Raw genomic sequence first — 19542 nt, 5'->3', positions numbered from 1 at the left:
AGGTGATATGCTCACCTCAGAACATTACAGGTGCCCTAATGAAAAAAAGAAATTTCAGCGCAGAGTTTAAACGTGAATCCGCTCAACTGGTCCTTGATCAGAACTACACCGTTGCAGCTGCGGCCAGTGCTATGGATGTGGGTCTTTCTACCATGACGCGATGGGTAAAGCAGTTGCGGGATGAACGACAGGGCAAAATACCTAAAGCCTCCCCTATAACCCCGGAACAGATTGAAATACGTGAGCTGAAGAAAAAGCTACAACGCATTGAAATGGAAAACGACATATTAAAAAAGGCTACCGCGCTCTTGATGTCAGACTCCCTGAACAATTCTCGTTAATCGGGAAACTCAGAGCGCAGTATCCTGTGGTCACACTCTGCCACGTGTTCGGGGTTCATCGCAGTAGCTACAAATACTGGGAGAAAAGCGCCGAAAAGCCAGACGGCTGGCGAGCTGTGTTACGCAGCCAGGTTCGGGAGCTGCATAACATCAGCCATGGCTCTGCTGGCGCAAGAAGTATCGCCATTATGGCAACCCTGAGAGGCTTCAGAATGGGACGCTGGCTTGCTGGCAGGCTCATGAAAGAACTGGGGCTGGTGAGTTGTCAGCAGCCTACCCACCGGTATAAACGTGTTGGTCATGAACACATCGCTATCCCGAATCGCCTTGAGCGACAGTTCGCAGTGACAGAACCTAACCAGGTGTGGTGCGGCGATGTGACGTACATCTGGACAGGCAAGCGTTGGGCTTACCTTGCAGTTGTTCTCGATCTGTTCGCAAGGAAACCAGTGGGCTGGGCAATGTCATTCTCGCCGGATAGCAAGCTGACCATCAGAGCGCTGGAAATGGCGTGGGAAGCTCGCGGTAAACCAGCCGGAGTGATGTTCCACAGTGACCAGGGTAGCCACTATACAAGCAGGCAGTTCCGGCAGTTACTGTGGCGTTGCCAGATCAGGCAGAGTATGAGCCGACGTGGAAACTGTTGGGACAACAGCCCGATGGAACGCTTCTTCCGTAGTCTGAAAAACGAGTGGGTGCCAGTGACAGGTTATATAAACTTTAGCGATGCTGCTCATGCGATCACAGACTATATCGTCGGGTATTACAGCTCGCTAAGGCCGCATGACTATAACGGTGGGTTGCCCCCAAACGAATCGGAAAACCGATACTGGAAAAACTCTAAAGCCGTGGCCAGTTTTAGTTGACCACTACAATACAGAGGATTCAGAAGAGTGAAAAAAGAGGAAGAGCCGATCACCAGCTTTATCTGGAACGGTGCCACCGTGCGCGTTACAAATCCATGACATCGGCATTTTCCTTGCAGGATTAAGTATGTGTTACATTAATCACATTCAATTGATAATTTAAGTAAATGGAATTAGAACGGCATTTCTATTCACAAGGAGAGGATGTTTTGGTTCACCTGTTACATTGATTTTAAAACATTTCGTATCAGAAGGCAGAAGAGCACGCACGGTATCAGAGCGATTTAAATGCCGTCCGTCATCGCCCCATGCAGCAACCACCAATCCAGCATTAGCTACCGTTTCAACTATGTAGCGATCATTATCTGAACCAACAGGATTAGCCATTCTCATCATTTCGAAGCGATTAGTGTGTACGTATGCAAACAGATTGACAATACGCACCCCACCCCATCCCCAGCTTTTCGCAAACGAGATGCAACGGCCCATGGTACGATCGTCTTTTTCAGCATCAGCATAGGAAGGGTTCAGACCTATAAAGACTACATAGGGTTTTGTTTCATCCCAAGTCCTGGTTATTGAATAGCAATACTGCTTACAATCTGAGAACACCGCACTTTTTAACATTTCCATTTGAAAACCTTTTTTAGTTGTGTTCGTACCAACAGGTTTATCAACTTGTTAAGCGCCAGGCAATAGAAGTCTTTTAGCGCCGTGATGGGACACCATAAAAGCGCCATAGGCGCATCATCAGGGGTGTTTGTCAGTTAACCGTTCTCTTATCGAGTACCGTTCGTTTATGGCACGGTGAACACCACGAGAGAGCCAGCCCCTTTCCCGGACTGGTTAGGATTCCCATCATTTGCTCGTTTATCCGTGGCGTGTCATCACGACAGGCTGTAACGGGACACCGCGCTAAGTGTGGAACGGTTAAAAGTTAATGAGAAGTGCGATCCGTCGCTGCCTGGTGTAGGCTTTGCGTTCATTGTTGGACTATCGCGGTAAGAACTTGAAACCACCGCCGACGATTGGCTACACTCTCATTTCACCGAGTAACCATTCGTGACAAGTGTCAAAGTAGTGAACTATGGTAGAACGCATAAGCATGTTAGTAAGCACTACTGCGTAACATGCTGAAAGAACCGGAGATTTTCGAACGGTTCCACTTGGGGAGATTCTGGAGCGGGCGAAGGGGTTAGAACAACCCCGCCAATAACTTGAAAAATATAGAATTTTCAAGTTATATCTTAACTTATACCCCCAAAGATACCCCCAAAGCACAGAGGCTTTGAATTCAAGTAATTACCTTTGTCGATAAATCAGCAGGAAGCGAGATGATAGCAAATGGCAGGCATACTCGAAAGCAGCGACACCAGTAGCATCAGACTAATTACGATTTAATAAACCCAGATCGCGGCGGGCCCTCATGATATCAATATTCGTGAGATATGGCGTTTGTTCTTGCCAGCTAAACCCTCTGCGATCGATACGAACCAGTTCGTACTTTTCCACTAGAAAGTTAATGGCATTAGCGAGAGTGATACCGGCATCGAAATGTTCCTTTATAACGGTTTCATCACTGAACGGCGTATCGTTCAGGGTCAGACCATAGTGTTTTTCCAGTAGCCGTGTAAGAAGCAATTGCCAGACTGCAACGGGTGGCAGGCAGGGCTTCGCCGCCCGCGAAATTGTAGCCGGTAGAATTTTCATATTTGTTCTCGTGAAATTTGTTAGCGCTGAGTGGAATAAACAGCGACGTATACATAGCCACAACTGCCAAGGGTATCGGCTTCGCAGGTAAAACCGTTGTGGTACAGGGTGACGCAGTGGGCGTGGCGAGGATTCATTTCACCCGTGCTCAGCATGGATTCCATCCGGCTGATAAAATGCGGAAATGCCACATCCAGCTTAAGACATTCGGCATCACTGAACTTACCTGTGATACAGGCCCGGTCAGCCAGGTAGTGCAGCTGGTTGCCCTCCTGCACCAGACGTGTTCCCAGGCGCGGCGTGATATCGCGCTGCAGGCCCCAAATGATGTTGCTCATTACAGTTCTCCACAATTGTCAGTTCAGGGTGATGCTCATCAGGCAGGCATAAGGCCCGTTGCGGTCCTGGCGGCGTTCGGCGTACACAGCCAGGACTCCTGTGATATCCGGAACATCCCTGCCGGTGTAATGACAGACGCTACCGTGCCACTGATATTTTCCGGTGCAGTAGCGAAAGATTCGGGACTCAGGATGCTGGCGGTATATCGTCATTGCCCGGCGTTTACTGATAATTTTCATGTAATACCTCACAACAGACCGTGTTCTGCGAACGAATAGATTTGCCTGCCACCAACAATCAGATGGTCAGGAATACGGATATCCACCAGTTGAAGTACCTGAGTCAGTCGCTGCGTGAGGGCTTTGTCAGCCTGGCTGGGTGTCGTCTCGCCGGAAGGATGGTTATGCACCAGTATCACCGCCGCCGCATTGAAGTGCAGTGCACGTTTGACCACTTCCCGGGGATGGACCTCGGTGCGGTTAATCGTGCCACTAAAGAGCGTCTCATGGGCGATAAGCTGGTTCTGATTATCCAGATACAGCACCCGGAACTCTTCCCGCTCAAGTGCGGCCATATGCAGTCGCAACCACTCCCGAACGGCGTGAGTAGAGGTGAAGGCTACCCCTGGCTCATGCAGGTGCCGCTCCAGAGCCCTGAGCGCCCGCTGAATGAGACGCCGGTCCTGTGGCGTCATCTCGCCGGGTAAAAAGGAGAGCTGTTTCATCCTTTGTTCCTCCGTTCAGTCGATGATACGCAGAATGGCGTGAGCTTCAGGATGCTGCAGGGCATAGTCCCGCAAGCGATAATAGTGTGCGGTCATTGCGTCACACTCTGTGCGACAGGCGTGATGGCTGTATTCAATCATGCAGACCGCGATACCTGCGGCTTCCACGCTCATTTCCGCGCCATTGCCGTTCATGCTATTAAACAGATGCCATTTATCGCCACCGTCAGCATCAGGGGCCATAAACGCGCCGCCATTACTGAGCGTGTAAAAGGACCAGATACCACCGCTGTACTCATCACAAAAGCGCTCCATCCAGGCGAAAATACGCGGTTCCAGCGTTATCCACTGCGGGATAGTGCCAAAGTACAGCGGCCAGAAATCGAGACGCTGTTCGTCAGGTACTGGTGTTGCTGTAAGGGCAAATTGAGGTTCATTAGCGGGTACCAATTCGCATTGAGTTTGTGTCGTCATGGATTTTCTCCGTCAATAAAAACGCCAGCGACGATGGCTGGCGTATGGGAAATAAAGGACAGACAGGGATGATGAATGGGTGTGGTCAGGAGGAGGATGCTCTGAGCATGCCTGAGTTGCGGATATAACGGTTAAGCCCTTCACCGGCATCCGGTTCAAAGCACCACGCCCGCCAGATCATTCGACCTTCAGAGTCACGAACCACCAGGCGGAAGTGTGTGCCCTGGTCGTCTTCAATGCTGATGTTGCGATACCTGCGGGTAACCGCTTCGGCCTGCTGTCGGGTAAAAGGTCCCGGTGGCAGCATGTGAGATTCAGACATTCGATGTACCTTAAAAGCAAAAGCCCCTGACGCAGACGCGTCAGGGGCTTTGGGAATATGCGGGTGTGGGGAGATTGTCAGTAACCGGTTTGTACCTTATACAGCCGCAGGGTTTTGCTGCCCCGAACAATCTTCACATACAGGGCATTATCTTCCGCGCTGCGTACAAAACCGGCCTTCACATCGCCCTTACAGTCACCACCATCGTAAGGAACATTGATGCCGGTCTGGCGCACCAGGTCGATAATCCCGAAGCTTAAATCTTCACAGGCTGGGCCCGGCAGGTCCTGAATCAGGGCAAATTTATGGTCGTCGCTGACACCGGTCAGTGAGCACATGGACGTATTGATGTCGTTTCCCTGGCACCAGTACTCCTGGCCGGGATTGTCTTTATCCATCAGACTTGCCGGAAGCTGAGCGGCACCGGCACTGAAGGCGGCAAGTGACAGAATGAGGGCAGGTACAGCAGAGGTCATTATTTTCAGCATGGTCTTCTTCCTGAATTAATCCAGCCCGCTGTCGGGCAAAATGAGAGAGGTTGATATCGGGTGTTATCAGAAGCGCCGGTAGCGAAACAGCTCTTTGCCCTGGTAAAGTGCCACCAGGTCGTCATATTCCGGCTTCTTCTGGTTGGGTTTAAAGGTCACTACCGTGCCCGGACGGCACAGGTCTTTTACGGTGAGTCCGTATTTCTTGTCCGGAGTAATGGTGAATCCTTTCGACACATCGTTGCGCATGATAGTTATCCAGCCCCACAGGCCGCCTTCGCAGTCTTTAAAGGGTGCGGAACGCACCGTGACCATCCCGCCCAGGCGGTCAACAGACATGGCTTCGCATTTTCCGGTAACCTGACGATGCGCATCGCACCAGAAAATGTTCCCGTTGTTGTCATTAACTACAGCAGGGAGGGTCCGGTTATAAGGCTGAGCCTGAGCGCCCACACAGAGCAGAAGGCTGCCGGTAATACCCAGTACTTTAATCAGTGTTTTCATTACGTTGGTCCTAAACAGAGAAAGAATCAGGTAGCGGTCATTCAGGCCCAGACAGTCAGGGCCAGCATCAAAAGCCATACCCAGAAGTAAGCCGGTTTCTGACCGAGAGTTTTCGCCCGCCGCCACAGATAGAACGGCACCAGCCAGGCCAGTTTGCCGAACGTGGTGGTGTCCACTCCGGCCTTACGCAGGCGTCGTTCATCGAGATACCCCAGAGCAATATTGAGCAGCAGCGTGATAAACCAGTACTGCCCACCCGAGACGGCATCATATGCCTCGTCAAATGACATCCCGCTCAATCCTGCAGTCCACAACTCCAGCGCGTAGCCAATGAAGGGAGCAAATGCCAGCGTCCACACAACGCCACCCGGAATGCGGTTCCCCGGCAGCGCTGGTGGTGTGGTGCTCCGGAGCAGCGTCGAAGCCAGCGGAGTAGCGGAGACCGGCTGCCACTCTGCCATTCCCTGTCGCCACACCAGAGTGGATGCAGTCAGTTCACCGCGCATAATCAGGCTGGTGATGTCGTCTTCGGTCACATTGTCGTGGCGTATGCCATTTTTCTCGTAATGCCAGGTCATTGTTTTTCCTTCTTAACAGAGGTAATTAAATCAGTGTGTTGCCCGGCTCCTCCTCTGAGGGCCCAGGAGACAGGACTTCACGGATACAGCTGAAGTGCGGAAGGGCCCGGATAAAGCCCGCCTGTGTGGTTAACTGGCTGAGACGTTTTAGCGGGGTGAAAGTTGTATTGAGGACTGTCACCGCATGGATGGTCGCCAGTGGATGCACGGTGATATGCCCGTTAAGTTCACCGGTGAGGTACCAGCAGCCGTCGAGTGATATCAGGCGGTACGGGGCCAGTCCGTCACAGCGCTCTCCCTCAGCCAGCAGCAGTACCCGTTGGCAGGCGGTAATAGCACTGACGAGACGGTAGAACACCAGTGAGGTGGCCGGTGATATAGTCTGTGGCGGTTGCCACACCAGACAGGGCATCCCTCCTGCTGTGAGCAGCATGCCCGCCAGACGCCGGTCCAGCCCCGGAAAGATATCGGCCAGTCCGGACCGGTGAGCAAAGGTCAGCGCATCCAGCTCACCCTGTACGCCCCCACTGGTGCTGCGCAGGCGGCATTGCCCTCGTCGATACTCCAGGTCCAGATACATCAGCCGTTCGCGAAAATCCCGTCGCAGGGTACGGACTGACACACTAAACTCTGCAGCCAGCCGGGCCATGTTCAGCGTCTCACCGGCAACCAGGCGGCTGATTATCAGTGACAGCCTGACAGCCAGTCGGTCGTGACGGCGCTCTGCCTGTGTTATCTCAAATCTCCGTAATAATTAACTGACTGAATATGAAATGATTCTAAAGAGGGGGGCGGACAGGGTATGGACATGGAATGAACTATTTTTTATCTGCCACCGGAGGCAAGCCCAACGCGGCGCACCGTGAAATACGGTGATAAAACACTCAATCCAATGGAGGTAAAACGGACAGGGAGTGTCCTTTCCCAACATGCTGATAACAAGCTCAGGACTGAAACCCACTCAGCATCGCTTCCGCCATCACCCAGAGAGCCCGGTTGAGCTTCACATCGCCGTCGATACCACGCACGGCGCGGGTATGTGTTCGCCCACCTTTTGCACTCCGGCCACTGAGCCCGCCCTTAATCAGGTTCTCCTGAATACGCTGGTATGTGGTCCACAGGTCATTGCTCTCATCCTGCCAGCGGCGTGGGGAGAGTATCTGAGGTGCTGTCACCGGCTGGTGGTCCTCACCAAAACGGTACGTCAGTGCAGCCTGTGCCAGAGCCTGTTGTGCAGGTGGCGGCAGCATCAGCGACTGCATGGCATCCCGCTTCTCTTCCACACGGTCAAAAATACCCAGCACTTCATACGCCCCCTCAATCACCTGACTCACGACATCTCCTTTGTGCGGTACCCGCACCTCGCCGAACGATTCACCGCAGACAAGCCCGTTCTGGCATACCGCACGGAATAATCCCGGTAACATCTGATACGAGCTGGTGCCGTCATGAGAATTGAGCAGAATGATTTCTGGGACTTGCTTGCCAGTAATTTGTCCCTCCCGGCGCAGACGTAACATATGCTTTGTATGCTCGCGACGCCCTGGGTCACGCACCCGGGTCTGGCAGGCAAAGAAAGGCTGAAAGCCTTCACACTGCAGATTTTCAAGAACGGTAATGGTTGGTATCCAGGTATACCGTGCGCTACGAGACGCATGCTTCTCCTCGCTGAAGACACTGGGCACTACACGAAACAGCTCTTCCTGGGTTAACGGACGGTCACGACGAATAAGGTTTGCTGCGCCAAAGCGCGAAGCCAGACGGGTCATAAGCAGACTCCTCATGATGGAAAATTAAATACAAAAAGCCCCGCCGCAAAATCGCGGCAGGGCTCAGGAAACTACGGGTTAGAAGGGTTAATGTTCAGAAGAAGAAATTCCAGACTGCACGGGCGACTGATACCACGATGTCGCGCACAGACTGGATGACTGACCGAACCTGGGCCGGTATCAGGGGCATGGAACTTACTGTATCCAGTACCGAGCCGACCGTTTCACCAAAATCGTCACGGGCTTTTTTATTAACGGCATCGGTACGAAGTGGCGCACTGAGTTGTACTGCCACCTGACTACTGGCCTCCCGTGGCAAGCAACGAATCATCCGCTCAGCCATCATCCGCAGCCCCCACTGCAAACGTATCGACACCGCACAGACAGGGTTTACAGGTTGGAACAACTCATGCAGCAGACAGATTTTGAGGCTGATATTTCGTTTCTGCTCTGTAGACAGCTTTTCACCACCGCAGGTGGGTTCAACCTTGTCAGACTGGCTGATAACAAACAACACCTTATGCCGGTATGCTTCACCAATCACCTGCCGGTAAAAATGTTCATCTACGGCCAGCGCCCGATCATCACCCTTAATCAACCACAGAACCAGATCCAGCTGGGGGAGCTGTTTACGGTACAGCGTGGCATACTCTGTATCCCGGCGCTCAGACTCCCCGACGCCGGGTAAATCCACCAGCGTCATAAAGCGCTTCCCCACTTGCAGGCGAAAGCGTAAGGGTTCGCGTGTGCAGGCGGTCACATCGCTGACCGGTGAAATCTCACCGGTAAACAGGGCATTACATAAGCTGCTCTTGCCCGAGCCAGTTTTACCCATGATGCCAATCACCGGCTCATAGTCAGTAAGCTGATTTATCTGCTGCAGAATACGCTCTGATGCCCAGTGCGGCAGGTTAGAAAGCGAATGCTGCAGTGACTGTAAACCTTCAAATTGATTCATTACTGCTCCTCTGAAATGAAAACAAAAAAGGCAAGACCGTGAGGTTCTGCCTTTAATGAGGTATGTTCAGGGGAATGATATATATCTGAATATTTTTAGAATGCTGATAGGCCGTTCTGTGCCAGAAGCGGATGTTACTTCTTGCATATTTCAATTTTCTTCTCCCCACAGCGGTGTATCTCCTAACGCTTTAGCAATAAAATCAACAAAGCTGCGAACCTTGAAAGGAATACGGATCGCGCTGGGATAAACAGCCTGAATAGTAAGTTCAGTCGTCCGGTATGCTGGCAGCAGCTTTATCAGCTTGCCCTGCTTAATATGCTCGCCAAAAACAAAGTTGGGCCCGTAAGCAATGCCTGTTCCGGCCAGTACGGATTCAAGAAGCAACTGAATGTTATTGGCAGTCATACGGCATGGGCCTTCAATACTGTGCGGCCTGCCTTGTGCATCATAAATCGTCCAGTCTCCCGCTGAAACCGCCTGGCTGAACGCCAGTCGAGGCGCACGGGAAAGATCATCCGGCGTCTCTGGTGTGCCATGTTTTTTCAAATACTCCGGTGAAGCGCACAAAACCATCCTGCAAGGTGCCAGCCGCCGCGTAACCAGTGTCGGATCCTCAAAACGCCCAACTCGGATGGCAACATCGATTCGATTTTCGAGCAGATCGGCGTATTTATCCTCCAGTACAACGTCCAGACTGACCTCCGGAAATTGCTCCAGGTAGCGTGATACGATCCTACCAAGATGCATTGCACCGAAGGCGACCGGTGCTGCAACGCGAAGCAACCCCTTCGGTGTTTTCTGAACATCACTGGCTTCCCGGTTCGCATCCTCAAGAACCTCAAGAATAACTTTGCAACGTTCATAATACCGCTCACCGGCATCCGTCAGGCTAAGACGGCGTGTTGAACGCTGAAGAAGTCGTACATTTAGATCAGATTCTATAGCGCTGACATGCTTTCCTGCCATTGCAGCCGAAAGCTTAAAACGTCTCGCGGCGGCGGCGAAACTGCCTTCATCCACTGCCGCGATAAAAATCTGCATGCTGGTGAACCTGTCCATAACTTACCACCATTCGATAATCAGAGTATCGGCTGTCGACACAATTACGCTGATTATCATCACTCATGACAGCAATTACCATTACCTTAATGACATGAAGAGGCATGAGACGATGAAAATTAAGGTGAATGGAACGGGTATCCACATTGAGCAACAGGGCAGCGGTGAAATTGCACTGGTATTTTTGCATTATTATGGCGGTTCATCCCGTACATGGGAGAGCGTGATAAGTCAGTTACCTGACCACTACCGCACAGTTGCAATCGACCACCGGGGCTGGGGGGGCTCAGACGCACCTAAATCAGGATACCGAATTGGTGACCTTGCTCGGGATGCCGAAGGGGTTATTTCAGCGCTTGAGCTTAAACGCTACATTCTTATTGGCCATTCGATGGGGGGAAAAGTTGCCCAACTGATGGCGTCGCGTCGGCCTGCAGGTCTTGAAGGCCTGATGCTTATCGCTCCCTCTCCACCTTCACCTATGCGTCTCACGCCTGAGCAGCGCGATACGTTATCCAGCGCATATAACAGCCGCGAATCTGTCGGCTTTGTGATTGATAATGTCCTGACAGCGGGGGCACTAAGTTCTGCTCTGCGTGAACAGGTAATCGAGGACAGTTTGAGGGCCTCATCCGAGGCCAAAGAAGGCTGGCCTAATACGGCTATCGGCGAAGACATTACCCAGGAAGTGGCCTCAATTAATGTCCCTGTGACGGTCATTTCAGGGGAGTTGGATCGTGTAGACCTTCCGGCTACTCTGCAAAGAGAATTGCTGCCCCTTATTTCACATGCATCAATGTATATTATTCCAGACGTCGGACATCTCTTGCCTCTGGAGGCCCCTACAGAGGTCGCCAGCCACCTGTTAAAATTTACAGCCGCCATTGAAGGGGGGACAGCAGTCTACCATTCGCCTGTCGAAACGATAGCCGCGTTTGATGATGCTTTCAATGCAGGCAGGGTTGATGACCTGCTGGCTCTGTTCAGTAACCGTGCCACTATGAAAATGACTGATGGTGTGGTCATCGAAAGCGATCCTGAAAAGCTTCGGGACACTTTTTTGTCACTGACATCATCCCAGCCAGTTATCAGAAACCATATCCGCTCGATCCTCTCCGCCGGTGAAATTGCTCTGCTTATTATTGACTGGACTTTGACCATAACCACCAAGGATAGAACACTGCACGAAGAGTCCGGTACAGCAACGCAGGTGTTGTTGCGAAGCGTTGACGGAGGTTGGCGGCTGCTGATTTCAAATCCATCAGGAACGTAGTGAGTTCAGTAAGAATAGCTTGCGCTAGCAATATCGCGTGGCTGCAGAGAGGTAAGTGACATCCGCCACCACCCGCATGCCGTTTTAAGGCATGCGGTAATAACGATGAGCGCAAGATTGCTGTTATGTCTTGCTGCTTTCGGAGCGCCTGCTTTTCGCTCAAAGCAGACCTCGCGGCAACGCAGGCGATCCGCTGCGTGCCAGAATAGGACATAGATACTATCAACACCCTATGTTAATCATGGGGGCGCAGGTCACAAGTGCAGGCTCTTGGGCTAGATGTTGGGGAAGTAATTTAAAACTTACACAGAGAAAAAAACAAATGACATTAGAAGATGAAATTCGTATTTACCTCAATATGTGTCACGGGAATGCATGGCGGATCTCTGCCCCTAACCCCCCCGATGAACCAGCTCTAGTGAGTGCATTTCTGAGCAACGAGACGTATCTAGGACTCAGGGACATACTTCGAAAATACGTATCACCGTCAACTAAGGTTCTCGTACGGGGAATATTTACTCATCAGACACCTAAGGTTTTAATAAAAGGTAAAACAAAGTCTGTTGAAATCGGCGACTTGATGATTGTTCATCAGCACTTCTCATCTCCATTAAAGCCAGCCAGTGGTCGCGCTATTCTTTTTCAGGCGAAGAAAACGAGAACTTCACGTACCGGGTCTTTAGCAAATGGTACCGAAGAAATACAGTTTGAACTTTATCAATCATGGCCAGAGTTTACAGGGGAAACGCGCTTGGATCGGCAGCCAGATAAAGTTACTCCATCCTGGAATTTTCAAAATCCGAGTGTTAACGCACAATCAGCAACAGAAGGGGCGGAATATTTGACGATTTTTAAGGGACATGCCTACTGCACCCCATTTACCAATCCTTGTCAGTGGACAGCAACCATCAGTAATGGCCCTGACTTCAGATTCGTGAAAAAGAACTATCCCAACGCATCAACTTGGTCCTCGGGGATTTGCCCGCCAGTACCGAGTCCCGCTAAAAAAGGAGTCGATTGCAAAACAGATTTCAGTAACACGTTTTGTGATTTTCTTCTTGGGAAAAAAGGAAGATCTTTTCAGCCCGGGGTGGTTTCACCGACATCTGACCACTGGTCTCTTTTTATCAATCAAATGCTGTCCTTTGCCTTTTCCGACAAGAGCGATTATGTCTATAAGCTCGCGAGTCAAGGAGTCGTCGATTCGCGCCTCCGCGGTCAAAACCTGAATTATCTCTCGGGGGTACCCATGCTCTTTCATGCCTCATTGGAAGAGATGTATGAATTTGTTGTGGCAGCTGCTGGGCATACAGAGTTGACGAACTTCGTATTAACAAACGAGATCCTGAAACACATAGAATTAGGATCATATATACGAGGGAGAGACGCGGCTGATGTTCCCCCTGTAAACAGATTACAAGACTCACCAAGCAATTTACCAAGCAGTCATGTTCCACTGTTACTGGTCATGACTCACGGGCCGGATGAAACACCTTTTAATTCCCAGAAATGAGAGAAGATCGATATCTATTCCCGACACACATAAGTGCGCGAGATAACCTCGCCGCTTATTACAGTAGTTCAAGCACAACCTTTGCCAAACTCATTAATATTGCAAAATAGTCCGTTCCTCGCTCATAAGGGACAACCATACTCAAATCTCCCACATTGCAGGAGATTTGAGTATGAACACGTCACCGTGGAACAAAGACCGTATCATAGGCCAAAAAAGGCCACTTCAGATATCTCATATCTGGGGTATCCGAATCCGACTTGAACTGGAAGGTAAAACGCGCGATTTAGCTCTGTTCAATATGGCACTGGACAGTAAGCTTCGAGGCTGTGATCTGGTCAAACTCAAAGTATCTGATGTTGCATATGGTAGCTCTGTTTCGAGCAGAGCAACGGTATTGCAACAGAAAACCGGTAGCCCTGTGCAATTTGAGATAACCAAAGGGACAAGAGAAGCTGTTGCTGCATTGATAAAGCTTGGCAATTTGCACAGTAAAGACTTCTTGTTTCGGTCTCGGATCGGAACTAACCAGCATATTTCAACCCGGCAATACAACCGAATCTTTCATGGGTGGGTAGCAAAGCTTGGTCTCGAAGAGACGCTTTACAGCACACATTCCATGAGAAGAACAAAACCTTACCTGATCTACAAGAAAACCAAGAATCTCCGGGTGATCCAACTTCTGTTGGGTCATAAGAAACTGGAAAGCACAGTCCGTTATCTGGGCATTGAAGTCGATGATGCGTTAGAGATTTCTGAATCGATTGAAGTCTAAGGTTATCAGGGCTGCAACAGCAGCCCTGTGCCAGAAGCGGACTTTTTAAAAATATTGCGTGCCCAACAATTGGGCGCAGGTCACATCAAGTACCCTCAGAATTATAGAGAATACCTGAAATTTTTGTAGAGCGAGGTTTGTTACCCTGCCCGACCAGCGACATGTGGTTAGTTTAGTGATCAGAAATGTCGAGCGTTTGGTCGTTCATTGACGCGGGATCTTCCAACGGTTCCACATGAGTGGTGATATGGATAAAAGGCAGTGCGGTGCGGATATCATTCTCTATACGCTCGGCCCAGTCGTGCCCATATTGAACAGTCCATCGCCCAGGAACTAGGATGTGCATTGTCATAAACGCCCGCCCGCCAGCCTGGCGTGTACGTAGTGCATGGAAATCAAGCCCCTGTTCACGATATCCTGCCAGCAGTGACTCGATTTTTTTGAGTTCTTCCGTGGGTAGCGATACGTCCATCAGACCTGCAGCTGAACGACTCATAAGCTGATAACCAGTCCAAACGATGTTGGCTGCGACCAGCAATGCAACGATCGGATCGACCCAAAACCAGCCGGTCAGATAAACCAGTCCGACACCAAAAATGACACCGACCGACGTCCAGACATCGGTCAGCAGGTGATGAGCATCTGCCTCAAGAGTGATAGAGTTGTGCTGCCTGCCAGCCCTTAACAAAATGCGAGCCGTCACAAAATTAAGGATTGATGCGACTGTTGAAACCAGTAATCCGAGACCAATCTCCTCAAGCGGCTGTGGAGTTAACATCCGCTCAACTGCGGTATAGGCGATACTGGCTGCCGCCAATAGGATCAGAAATCCTTCGAAAGCACTCGAGAAATATTCGGCTTTGCCGTGCCCATATGCATGGTTCTCATCGGCCGGAAGCGCAGCCAAGGTCAGCATCCAGAGCGCCATTAGGGCTCCTGCGAGGTTAACTACGGATTCGATGGCATCAGATAGCAGACCGACCGAACCGGTCATTTTCCACGCCACACCTTTGAGTCCGATAGTGGCAATAGCCGTGGCAATGGAAAGCCAAGCGTAGTGCGTCAGCGGACGAGGTAACCCTTTTGTTTTAGTCATTATTAACTTCCTAAAATAGGACGACTAACTCACATTTCTATCCATGATAGATAATTAAACAATCATTTCGCCATGAATATTTTTTCGTTTTTATTAAATTTAATTAAAAAGTCTCTGCAAGTGCTGTTTCATCTTCTAGTAAACTAAATTTTATTTTTAGGGTTTTCTTCAACTTGAAGTAATATTATCTCACAACAGATTAGTCACTTAGGTTAACTGAGCGGCTTTTATATTTTTCAATTAAAATATGCAAAACTCCCATTGCACCATGTGCATAAAAATAGACCTCAATGAAAGTAGTAAAGAACTTATGCCAGTGGATTACTGTTTCAGCCAGATTTGACTGCATGGTATTCAACAAGAACCATAGGCCACCTGAAAGTGCTACAATTAGCAATGCTAGAACTCCAAATCCTTGGATTGTACTGGCAATACCTCCCGAATGTGCATCGGGCAGTCGGAAACTAGTCAACGTTTTTATATCTTGCTTAATACCACTAAAGTCAAGCCCTACCCATGAAAAATAATAAGTAAAACCTCTTTGAGTAAGCATCCAACTTAACATAATAAAACCACAAATAATCAGTCCTAACCCTGAAATAATGTGCATCCAGGTTATAACTCCTTCAAGACTATGTTCACCAATTGCTTCGGTCTCTGTCAGATTAGAGTTAATAATTTGTGATAATATTAGAAATGCCACAATGATGTGAAGAATACGAAAAAAAGGAGCGTAATCATGGGGTAATAGATTCCAGAGTCGCAATTTCATTAATGAGTCCTTAGTAAATTTATCGATGATCTTAATCATACAAAAGAATTATTAGGATAACCTTAATTCTTAAAATTGCAGCAGGCATTAGTTCACCTCTGATATGGCCACTTGCGAAATGGGAATGGTAACTGTTATTACTATGTGTTTACTTGCTGTTCTTGTTACGCAGCCCCTTAAACACATTACTTTCAAATATGATTTCCTGCTGGGTTTAAATATGTGTCTTTCTATAGTGCGGCAACCTATTTTTACACCAACTCATGAATTAAATAAGAATCATAAATTAAATGAGAGGTTTAATTCTCTTGCTTAACGCGATGATATTAAATGGAAATTTTAATTTTTGTAATTTATTAAACAGTTAGAATGAGACATGGTAAATACGATCTTCCTTTAGATAATTCTGATAGCACTTTTTCTACTGGGCAGTCTGCAATGTCCGCTTCTCGCTCACAACGGACCTTCAGCTCAGTTAGTTCTAACCGCTTCGTGCTGTGAGTTCAACGGGTCTATGCAACCTGAATACGGGGCACTTGATGGTTATATCGCCCGGCAGGATGACGATATCGACTGGCCGCTGAAGCGCGATAATCCGACAGAAGATCATGGCTATGCAGCATTCATTTCGGAGAAAATTACTGGAGGTCGCTCTGATGGCTATTAACGGTAAGAGCTGGATTTTTCTGGGGCTCACTATTTCTCCTTTTGCTACGCCCGACCCTTTGGTGAAGTCAGTACTGAAAAATATTCACGAAACACTGGGTAATGCCGGATATTTCTTCATTGCTTTCCATGCGGCAGCGGCGTTGCTTCATCACTATGTCCAGAAGGACAACACACTATGTAGAATGCTTCCTGATCACAACAAGCCGATTTAATTTGTGTTTCTGCCGGGGGAGCGTCTTCCCGGCAGCAATATTGCTGCCCTCAACGCTTCGTTATATCCCCTGTAGCCCTGGTTCATGTCAGACAGAATGCCTGCAGCTCAGTACTGTATATTCTTTATCACATTGCTGACTTTCACCTGCACAAGGTAATTCAACCTAGATGAGTCTGAGGTTGCCACGGGATAGATGAAAACGCATGGCATGGCAGGAACAAGAATCAACGTTACTTTTTGTCCTGGTAAACCACTGTGATGTTGTCTGGTTTTCTTAACGTCGGGGCCGTAGCAGGGTCAATCAGGTACACAGGTACTATCACGGCATTTTTCCCACTAAACAGAATTGGCACCCAGCAATGAACACGTGGGTCTCCTGTCGTCTCCGGGATACCACTTGTACCGTATGACATAAGATCAACCACATTAATAAAAAGCGCCTTACCTATATCAAAGAAAAACTCGTTAAAAACCACATCTTTTGCCAGCAAAATTACAGCATCACCTGCTGCCAGTTTTATTGGGGATGAAGAGTGTCCAGAGGTTTCAACATCAGCAAAAATAATCCTTTCGGTATAGATAAAACAGGCATAGCGGGCATCCTGTTCTGATCTTTCCAGGAGCGACTGACAGAACTCTTTGATATGTCGATTTTCGACCCTGCCAACTGCATTATCCCGACGGAGGTGTCGCTTATGTTCGCGAACATGCACCTTGCCATTGACGCTGTCAAAGTCGTACCCTTTTCCAACCTGAAGCTTACTCTCCCAGATCTCCATACAATACTTTTCAGCAGCTACAACATTTCTTCGGCGAGGCAAATCCTGCTGGTAGACACCAGACAGTAGCCGGGCCTTAAGTTCGTCCGCAAGCTGATAATAGCGATTAATATCTTTCAGTACCGGAACGGTGGCATCCAGCAATGTGGAAATAACCTGCGATCGTGAGATCTTCTGTTTTTTGCTGTATTCATCCACAACACGCAGAGTCTCAGAATTGGTTACATTGAAAGTGATTCGTTCTGACATGCCAATCACCTATTAAGCATTTTAGAAAAAGTGCATAACAATTAACCTTAAACACCTTTATTATCAACAAGTTTATTCTATTGCTCTTTCTCTTTAGTTATCAATTCATAGTAACATGCTCTCACGTAAAAATACTGAATATGATGCTGTCAGGACAGCCTGGATACCAGGAGCGAACATTTGGGTTTTTAGTATAATTAAGGTCTTCATGTTTTAAGAACTTCCTCTTCATATCCCCTTCCCCAGTGATCCGCTTACCCCGTCTGTATATCTTCTGTCCCCACAGTACTGCTCAGTAAACAGAAATACTGTGACTTTCCTGCATAAAAATTACATATCACCACCTTCCTTTGTACACACACTACAGAGGATTAAATCATGGACTTTCCCTGGCCCTGGAATCGCAAATACACAATGAACTGGTTCCTGTTGTCGTTACTGAACCACCATCTTGATCAGCTACTGGAACGTTACTCCCGCCTTCAGCCCCTCAGACTCGATGTGTTCTATCAGAATGACACATGGCGTTATAACCATCACGGATGGTACGAGACAGAAAGGGAGGTACGCCAGTTAACAGAACATCTGATGTTAGAGAGCAACATCGTGGGCCACTTCTGGGTACTGGAGTGTACTTCCCGACACAAATGCCATGCCCATATCGTGATGTATCTTGATGGTCACCATAACCAGGCCACCTTTCCGGTGGCTGAACAGGCGGGGGCTGCCTGGCAGAAGATTACACAGGGTGAGGGGTACCACAATCGCTGTGATCCCAAGAAGTGCTACGAAGCCGATATCACCCGCCCCGTCAATTACGATGATGCTGCAGCCATCGACAACCTGCGCTACATCATCAGCTATCTCGCCAAGGAGAAATCAAAATACGGGCAGACTTACTACGGGGCCAACGAGGTACCACCCGCGAGTGGACTGGGCAGACCGCGAGGGCTTCGATAAAACGACGCACTTTTTTACGTCAGTTCCGGTTGTTATGCCGGAGAAGGGTACAGTGATTCATCACACGACTCCGGTACTTACTTAGCTACCGGAGAATCTCACCATGGCAATTAAACCTTCCCTGCTTGAAGATCAGTTCGTTGATATGACTTTCATCACCCGCCTGCTGGGGGTCAGTGATAAGTGGATTTACCGACTCATCAAAGATGGCATATTTCCAAAACCCATCAAACTGGGGCGAAGTTCACGATGGCTACAGAGTGAAGTGGAAGCCTGGCTACAGGCGAGAATCCACGAATCACGCAGCTAAATACCTCTCCTTACATATCACTTTCCTGACAGGCAAACTCTTTATCCTCTCATAGCGGAGGTTTGCGGCTGCCTGTCATTTAGTATCCAGGGATAATCCACCATGAAAGAGACAAAGACGCGATATAACAGTTTGCTGGTCAGCTATCAACGTTGGCTAAACGGGTTCACAAAACTGGCCATCATAAATGGCATGTGTCATCCCAATATTCAGGCCAGCCACCATCTGATGGTGGGCAGTCTGTACTTTCCCGGCGCAGGGCAGATGACTGCAGTGGTACCACAGTGCCTTTACCGACTGATTTACGGAAGTCAGCATCCAGAGCCAGTGTCGGTATTGACTGATATGCAAATCAGCCTTGAGACAAGGCAAAAAACTTTACTGCACCACCCAATGTTGGAAGGGATATTACTGAGTGAATGTATCCGCCTCAAACAACGCCCACTGGCAAATAGGCTGATTAGCCTGTTACACCAATTCAGTTCACCGGAGCATCGCCACAAACTGGTCTGGCTATGTTGGTACGATTTGATGATGGGTGCGACGCTGGAAGACTGGTTGGATAACCTGAAACGTAAGGCACCTGAAGATCTAGGCTTGTGGCTGGTTGGACGGCAGGAGGAAAACATATCCCTCACGCAAATGATGGATGAATATCTGCTATTTACCGGCCACTAATATCAGTTCCGATCTGTGCCTAACCGTTTTACTCCTGGGAAAAAGAGCAGAGCTACTCCCCACTTTTTCTCAATGATGCTCCCCCTTTATCCAAAATGTTCAGGGGCAAGGCCCATTCA

25 protein-coding genes and 1 pseudogene are annotated in these 19542 nt (G+C 49.1%); 9 read left to right on the top strand and 17 right to left on the bottom strand.

Annotated elements, in window-relative coordinates; all coding sequences use genetic code 11:
* The first annotated feature begins 38 nt into the window (after window positions 1–38).
* Window positions 39–1207 (top strand): IS3 family transposase gene (locus GFB57_RS09070; protein WP_100216202.1). Its coding sequence is split into 2 segments (ribosomal slippage): window positions 39–288 and window positions 288–1207, totalling 1170 coding nucleotides; the frame shifts between segments, so codons are not numbered across the junction.
* A gap of 159 nt (window positions 1208–1366) precedes the next feature.
* On the opposite strand, the gene GFB57_RS09065 is transcribed toward GFB57_RS09070, so the two are convergent.
* From GFB57_RS09065 to GFB57_RS09000, 14 genes are all read right to left on the bottom strand, one after another.
* Complete coding sequence (locus GFB57_RS09065) at window positions 1367–1834, bottom strand: DUF1643 domain-containing protein (RefSeq protein ID WP_032932915.1); 468 nt, start codon at window positions 1832–1834, stop codon at window positions 1367–1369.
* Between the two features lie 759 nt (window positions 1835–2593).
* Window positions 2594–2917 carry a TA system toxin CbtA family protein gene (locus GFB57_RS09060; RefSeq protein ID WP_000698542.1) on the bottom strand — a complete coding sequence of 108 codons (324 nt, stop codon included), beginning with the start codon at window positions 2915–2917 and terminating at the stop codon, window positions 2594–2596.
* Window positions 2918–2937: 20 nt separating this feature from the next.
* Complete coding sequence (locus GFB57_RS09055) at window positions 2938–3255, bottom strand: type IV toxin-antitoxin system YeeU family antitoxin (RefSeq protein ID WP_000065326.1); 318 nt, start codon at window positions 3253–3255, stop codon at window positions 2938–2940.
* Between the two features lie 18 nt (window positions 3256–3273).
* On the bottom strand, window positions 3274–3495 hold the full coding sequence (locus GFB57_RS09050) for a DUF987 domain-containing protein (RefSeq protein ID WP_000691995.1): 222 nt from the start codon (window positions 3493–3495) through the stop codon (window positions 3274–3276).
* An 8-nt stretch (window positions 3496–3503) separates the two neighbouring features.
* Window positions 3504–3980, bottom strand: a complete 477-nt coding sequence (locus GFB57_RS09045) for a RadC family protein (protein WP_000811694.1) — start codon at window positions 3978–3980, stop codon at window positions 3504–3506.
* Window positions 3981–3995: 15 nt separating this feature from the next.
* Window positions 3996–4454 (bottom strand): antirestriction protein, encoded by a 459-nt coding sequence (locus GFB57_RS09040; protein WP_016538084.1) that lies wholly within the window; start codon window positions 4452–4454, stop codon window positions 3996–3998.
* Window positions 4455–4539: 85 nt separating this feature from the next.
* Entirely contained in the window at window positions 4540–4776 is a 237-nt protein-coding gene (locus GFB57_RS09035; RefSeq protein ID WP_000004273.1) for a DUF905 domain-containing protein, read from the bottom strand.
* 77 nt (window positions 4777–4853) lie between these two features.
* Complete coding sequence (locus tag GFB57_RS09030) at window positions 4854–5264, bottom strand: hypothetical protein (protein WP_000912997.1); 411 nt, start codon at window positions 5262–5264, stop codon at window positions 4854–4856.
* A 66-nt stretch (window positions 5265–5330) separates the two neighbouring features.
* Window positions 5331–5768, bottom strand: a complete 438-nt coding sequence (locus GFB57_RS09025; protein WP_024198335.1) for a hypothetical protein — start codon at window positions 5766–5768, stop codon at window positions 5331–5333.
* A 41-nt stretch (window positions 5769–5809) separates the two neighbouring features.
* Entirely contained in the window at window positions 5810–6346 is a 537-nt protein-coding gene (locus GFB57_RS09020; RefSeq protein WP_000219797.1) for a DUF4339 domain-containing protein, read from the bottom strand.
* Window positions 6347–6371: 25 nt separating this feature from the next.
* The gene (locus GFB57_RS09015; protein ID WP_024198336.1) at window positions 6372–7082 is read right to left on the bottom strand and encodes a hypothetical protein; all 711 of its coding nucleotides are present in this window, start codon (window positions 7080–7082) and stop codon (window positions 6372–6374) included.
* Window positions 7083–7290: 208 nt separating this feature from the next.
* The gene (locus GFB57_RS09010) at window positions 7291–8115 is read right to left on the bottom strand and encodes a DUF932 domain-containing protein (RefSeq protein ID WP_000197385.1); all 825 of its coding nucleotides are present in this window, start codon (window positions 8113–8115) and stop codon (window positions 7291–7293) included.
* 94 nt (window positions 8116–8209) lie between these two features.
* On the bottom strand, window positions 8210–9073 hold the full coding sequence (locus tag GFB57_RS09005; protein ID WP_001071225.1) for a GTPase family protein: 864 nt from the start codon (window positions 9071–9073) through the stop codon (window positions 8210–8212).
* 150 nt (window positions 9074–9223) lie between these two features.
* Window positions 9224–10117: a LysR family transcriptional regulator gene (locus GFB57_RS09000; protein WP_004958616.1), complete on the bottom strand. Its 894-nt coding sequence runs from the start codon at window positions 10115–10117 to the stop codon at window positions 9224–9226.
* Here GFB57_RS09000 and GFB57_RS08995 point away from each other — a divergent pair.
* The 3 genes from GFB57_RS08995 (at window position 10116) to GFB57_RS08985 (ending at window position 13696) form a co-directional block, all read left to right on the top strand.
* Window positions 10116–11408: an alpha/beta fold hydrolase gene (locus GFB57_RS08995; protein ID WP_004958618.1), complete on the top strand. Its 1293-nt coding sequence runs from the start codon at window positions 10116–10118 to the stop codon at window positions 11406–11408. The genes GFB57_RS09000 and GFB57_RS08995 overlap by 2 nt on opposite strands.
* A 322-nt stretch (window positions 11409–11730) precedes the next feature.
* Window positions 11731–12921: a hypothetical protein gene (locus GFB57_RS08990; protein ID WP_096755808.1), complete on the top strand. Its 1191-nt coding sequence runs from the start codon at window positions 11731–11733 to the stop codon at window positions 12919–12921.
* 172 nt (window positions 12922–13093) lie between these two features.
* Entirely contained in the window at window positions 13094–13696 is a 603-nt protein-coding gene (locus GFB57_RS08985; protein ID WP_016538085.1) for a site-specific integrase, read from the top strand.
* A gap of 172 nt (window positions 13697–13868) precedes the next feature.
* On the opposite strand, the gene GFB57_RS08980 is transcribed toward GFB57_RS08985, so the two are convergent.
* Together GFB57_RS08980 and GFB57_RS08975 are read right to left on the bottom strand one after the other, a co-directional pair.
* Complete coding sequence (locus GFB57_RS08980; RefSeq protein ID WP_000167917.1) at window positions 13869–14792, bottom strand: cation diffusion facilitator family transporter; 924 nt, start codon at window positions 14790–14792, stop codon at window positions 13869–13871.
* Between the two features lie 199 nt (window positions 14793–14991).
* On the bottom strand, window positions 14992–15564 hold the full coding sequence (locus GFB57_RS08975) for a cytochrome b/b6 domain-containing protein (protein ID WP_001515348.1): 573 nt from the start codon (window positions 15562–15564) through the stop codon (window positions 14992–14994).
* Window positions 15565–16078: 514 nt separating this feature from the next.
* Here GFB57_RS08975 and GFB57_RS08970 point away from each other — a divergent pair.
* Together GFB57_RS08970 and GFB57_RS08965 are read left to right on the top strand one after the other, a co-directional pair.
* Entirely contained in the window at window positions 16079–16231 is a 153-nt protein-coding gene (locus GFB57_RS08970) for a hypothetical protein (protein ID WP_156123960.1), read from the top strand.
* A pseudogene (locus tag GFB57_RS08965) lies at window positions 16203–16445 on the top strand (cytochrome b/b6 domain-containing protein); the annotation flags it as partial. The gene GFB57_RS08970 and the pseudogene GFB57_RS08965, both read left to right, overlap by 29 nt.
* Window positions 16446–16677: 232 nt before the next feature.
* Here GFB57_RS08965 and GFB57_RS08960 read toward each other — a convergent pair.
* Window positions 16678–17475 carry a hypothetical protein gene (locus tag GFB57_RS08960; protein ID WP_000003883.1) on the bottom strand — a complete coding sequence of 266 codons (798 nt, stop codon included), beginning with the start codon at window positions 17473–17475 and terminating at the stop codon, window positions 16678–16680.
* A gap of 378 nt (window positions 17476–17853) precedes the next feature.
* Between GFB57_RS08960 and GFB57_RS08955 the strand changes: the two genes are divergently transcribed.
* The 3 genes from GFB57_RS08955 (at window position 17854) to GFB57_RS08945 (ending at window position 19423) form a co-directional block, all read left to right on the top strand.
* Window positions 17854–18435, top strand: a complete 582-nt coding sequence (locus GFB57_RS08955; protein ID WP_000347296.1) for an inovirus-type Gp2 protein — start codon at window positions 17854–17856, stop codon at window positions 18433–18435.
* 103 nt (window positions 18436–18538) lie between these two features.
* A complete protein-coding gene (locus GFB57_RS08950; protein ID WP_000985661.1) occupies window positions 18539–18745 on the top strand; it encodes an AlpA family phage regulatory protein in 207 nt (68 codons plus the stop codon).
* Between the two features lie 102 nt (window positions 18746–18847).
* The gene (locus GFB57_RS08945) at window positions 18848–19423 is read left to right on the top strand and encodes a hypothetical protein (RefSeq protein WP_000665320.1); all 576 of its coding nucleotides are present in this window, start codon (window positions 18848–18850) and stop codon (window positions 19421–19423) included.
* Window positions 19424–19542: the final 119 nt, after the last annotated feature.

This window comes from Citrobacter sp. S39 (genome assembly GCF_009495675.1).
GTDB classification, from domain to species: domain Bacteria; phylum Pseudomonadota; class Gammaproteobacteria; order Enterobacterales; family Enterobacteriaceae; genus Citrobacter; species Citrobacter freundii.
Note: the sequence above shows the minus strand (reverse complement) of the source record. Positions and strands in the feature narration are given on the sequence as shown.